This is a genomic window from Psychromarinibacter sediminicola (assembly GCF_029168335.1).
In the GTDB taxonomy this organism is placed as follows: Bacteria; Pseudomonadota; Alphaproteobacteria; order Rhodobacterales; family Rhodobacteraceae; genus Psychromarinibacter; species Psychromarinibacter sediminicola.
In genome coordinates, this window is the sequence record NZ_JARGYC010000240.1 from 1 (window position 1) to 451 (window position 451).

The window sequence follows — 451 nt, forward strand, 5'->3', positions numbered from 1 at the left end:
TATATGGTCTCGCACCGTACAGACAATCAGTCGCCGTAGGCACTTGGTCTCTCTAATCTTCTTGGAAGCTCGCGTGAAATAGCCGCCGTGATTTCTTTGCTCTCATGGAGCTATTCAAGACAACGATCTGGGGATCACGGGCGAGAATACTTTGCCGCTGATCTGGTCATCCACACGCGACGTTGAGGCTTAGGTAGAGGATAAAGATAAAGAAAGCAACAACTCATTTCACAGCGGGCATTCGCCGAACGGCAGCTCCGTCTGCGCTACCGACCTTCAGCCACCGGGATATGCTGCAGACCGGTGCGAATGGCCGGTTCGGTGAAGCCGCGCCGCAGCGTCGACGAGATCAGCGAATGACCGGAAGGGGCCGTCAGCGCCTGCAGGCCCGGCGCGCTGGAGTCAGGGGCCTGCCGCGCCGGCGCAGGTCTGCTTCGAGCCCAATCCGGAC

General features: G+C 59.0%; 1 protein-coding gene. It reads right to left on the minus strand.

Annotated elements, in window-relative coordinates:
- Positions 1 to 266: 266 nt before the first annotated feature.
- The coding region (locus P1J78_RS25180; RefSeq protein ID WP_275570107.1) for a hypothetical protein at positions 267 to 451 on the minus strand (185 nt) is incomplete at its 5' end.